The sequence below is a fragment of the Aquitalea pelogenes genome (genome assembly GCF_001515305.1).
In the GTDB taxonomy this organism is placed as follows: domain Bacteria; phylum Pseudomonadota; class Gammaproteobacteria; order Burkholderiales; family Chromobacteriaceae; genus Aquitalea; species Aquitalea pelogenes.
The window spans coordinates 1-3,224 of sequence record NZ_LNQV01000095.1 but is presented as its reverse complement, the minus strand read 5'-3'; the positions used below and the strand labels follow the sequence as shown (position 1 = coordinate 3,224).

The following is a 3,224-nucleotide window of genomic DNA, read 5'->3' as shown; positions in this document are numbered from 1 at the left end:
GGCGATCTGGTCGGTATTCTGGCGGATGCCGCTGATGGCTTCGCGTGCCTTGTGGGTTTGTTCCACCCCGTGATTGGACGCATCCACGCTGCTTTGCATGAGCCGGGCCGAGGCGGCTGGCGTGGGTATGCTGCACACCAAGAAGGAGTCACAACAATGAGCAAGAAACCGACGTTGAAGTTGGTCACCGGATCGGCAGGGTTGCAGCCCTGCCGTTCTGCATCTGAGGCCAACACGCCCAAGGGCCCGCCGAAGATCACCGAGCATGGTCAGCGTCTGCTTGATCGGATGCTCGATGAGGGGGTCATCGAGGGCGATTCGCTGTCGGTTCTGCCGGCGCTGCCGCGTGAGAGCGTCGATCTGTTCTTCACCTCGCCGCCCTACGCCGACGCACGGGCCTACAGCCGCATCCACCCTGACCGTTACGTCGAGTGGTTCTTGCCCTTCGCGCGGGCCATGTTCGACGCGGCCAAGCCGAGCGGCAGCCTCATCATCAACATCAAGAACCGGGTCGCGAACCGGGGCCCGCTCAAGGGCCAGCGTCACCCCTACGTCTACCAGCTCGTGCTTGCCCTCCAAAACATGGGCTGGCGGTGGGTCGAAACCTACATTTGGGCCAAGCCCAACGCGGTGCCGGGCAAGTTCGGCCCGAGGACGAAAGACAGCTTCGAGTACGTCTACCACTTCGCACGCGGGAACAAGCCTTTCTTCGACTTGAACGCGATCCGCGTGCCCTACAAGGCCGACGCCTCCGAGATCGAGCGCCGCAAGAAGGACACGCTCGGCCGGCGCAGCACTGAAGCCGGCTTCGGGCGCGATCGCACGAAGACCTATCTCCTGGGCGGTGCCGACCCCGGCAACGTCGTGGCCGTGTCTCAGACCTACAACCAGCACAAGGGCGTGGCACACACGGCCGCCATGCCCGAGGGCCTGGCTGAGTTCTTCATCAAGGCCGCATGCCCGGTTGATGGCGTCGTGGTCGATCCATTCGCAGGCGGTGCGACGACAGTGGTTGTCGGCCGCAAGCTCGGCCGTCAGGCCGGCGGCGTCGAGCTGCACGAGGAATTCGTGAAGGAAGGTCTGCGCCGCATCGCGGCTGGCCTGGCCGAGGACACCCCCGGCCGCCTGGTCAACGCGATGGGGGTATGAGCCGGTGACAGTCGAAGCAACCATTGAAGCCATCCTCTCGGCCGGCACGTTCACCCAGCGCATCCAGCAAATCCGCCTGGTGCCCCAGCGGCACGGCACCGAGGATCACGGCACGATCTACGCGGCCGTGGCGCGCGAGCTGTACATGCCGCACCTTGCCCCGGATTTCGCCTACATCCACGAGTCGTCCTTTTACGAGACTGAACACTTCTTCGCGGCCTACGACGCGGCGGCCAGGCTGACGGAAGGATTCGCCCGAGTCAGCGAGGCCGAGCTTCAAGCCGTCCTCTTGCAGTGCCCGCGCACGCTGCTGGTCTTCCGCACGCTGCTGGGCCTCACGAAAGACGAATTCGCGCATTCGACGCTGCTGGCCGGCGGTCCTGACGAACTGGCCGCGCTGACGGCGGCGCAGATCGACACGCTCGAACGCAGCGCGATCGACTACCAGCGGCCGAACACGGCAGCGGCGCTCGCCAAGGCCACGGCACAGGCACAGGTCGCTGCCAAGACAATCACGATGGCGATGGACGGCGAGCTGTTCGGCGACGCCCCTCCGGGCCTCAAGAGCAAGCAGCTCAAGCCCGACACGGCGGCCGGATGGGCCAGCGTGCGCGCTTTCGCAGCCAATGGCGTGCCGCTACAGGTCTTCCTGCATCAGCGCCACTACGGCGGCGCGTTCCGCCAGGTGCTCGATGCCACCTCGACAAAGCGGGGCGACCTGATTGAGGACGCGGTAGAAGCACTGTTCACGGCGCGCGGCATTTCGTTCATTCGGACAGGTAGCCACAACCAAGCCGACATTGCGCGACGGTTCGAGGTGCATGTGACGCCGGCACCCGACTTCGTGGTCTTCGACCCTGCCGACGACAGCCTGAAAGCGATGCTTGAATGCAAGGGCACGAACAACGGCGGTACGGCCCGAGACAAGGCCCTGCGGTTCGCCCGCCTCAAGGCAGAGTCTGTGCGCCTGGGCGGCGTGCCGCTCATCGCCGTGCTCGGCGGCATCGGCTGGGCTCGCATCAACGACGCCCTCGGGCCAGTCGTGCGCGACACCGATGGTCGGGTGTTCACGCTCTCGACTTTGAACTCGATGCTTGAGGTCGCACCGTTCCCCGGCCTGGTCACTCTGCCCTGACGGACAGCGCCCGCGATAATCGAACCAAGCTGCACCATAAGCCGGCGTCTTCCTCCCTGATGCCCGCGCAGCTCTTCCACGCCTCGGCATCCTCCCTGCCGGGGCGTTCTTTTCAGCAGAATTCCCTTTTATAGACGCTGAAAGAAGTTCAAAGGAATATTCTTTGAATATTCATTCATGGCGCTGACTTTCGGCGCGCAGGGCGCGCAACCAGGCGAAGCCTGCTCTTCCTGACAGCTCCATCCAGTCGCAGGCCCGCAGGGCGGGCCGTGTCCAGCTCGATCGCGAGAAGGCCGCCCCACGGATGGGGCGGCTGGTGGGTAATGGCTTGAGGCCATACCCCGCACCAGGCGGGGCACAGAGGACATCCGTTGCGCGATCGCATAGGAGGCTCGCCAAGGCCACGAAAGCCGGCCGGATGGCCCGAGGCCGCGCCGATGCCGAGAAAACCGCGCTGCGCCCCGTTATGCGCGTCCTGCTGGCTGTTTGAAGTGGAAAGGGTGTCAAGGGCTCGACCGCAAGCCGCAGGCGGAGCGCAGGGCGAAGCCCGAGCACCGAACGGGTGAGGATCGAGGCGAAGCGAACCCTTGATGCCCTTGGAACGACCCCACGCTTCCCGTCAGGGGGCAGGAGAAGCAAGCGAAGCGCCGCGCGGCCTGCACCCTTGACGACAGAGGGCGACTCGCTCCCCTTCCCAGCGGGAAGGGGCGGGGGGGATGGGAGAGGGTGGCGCACCTGGTGCGCTTGTTCAGCGCTCAGGCCGTGGCTGGCCCCTTCTTCACGACTTGCGACCGTGGCTTTCCACGTCGCGAGTTAGTCGCCGCGACGGTGGCGGTCTGGGGGGCCATCCTGCCCCCTCCGGGGGCCTCGATTTGGGGTGAGGCCGAAGGCCGAGGGGCTGTAAGCCCCTGGGGGATGCCGGGCGGGAGCGCGAAGCGCG

At 65.7% G+C, this 3,224-nt stretch carries 2 protein-coding genes; both read left to right on the top strand.

Going from position 1 to position 3,224, the window contains the following annotated elements; all coding sequences use genetic code 11:
- The first annotated feature begins 156 nt into the window (after window positions 1-156).
- On the top strand, window positions 157-1,149 hold the full coding sequence (locus tag AWT75_RS20240; protein WP_204377134.1) for a DNA-methyltransferase: 993 nt from the start codon (window positions 157-159) through the stop codon (window positions 1,147-1,149).
- Window positions 1,150-1,153: 4 nt separating this feature from the next.
- The gene (locus AWT75_RS20235) at window positions 1,154-2,284 is read left to right on the top strand and encodes a hypothetical protein (RefSeq protein ID WP_062791540.1); all 1,131 of its coding nucleotides are present in this window, start codon (window positions 1,154-1,156) and stop codon (window positions 2,282-2,284) included.
- Window positions 2,285-3,224 lie beyond the last annotated feature (940 nt).

Coding starts and splice junctions, on each gene's coding strand:
- AWT75_RS20240 (WP_204377134.1), top strand. CDS start 157: ATGAGCAAGAAACCGACGTTGAAGTTGGTCACCGGATCGGCAGGGTTG.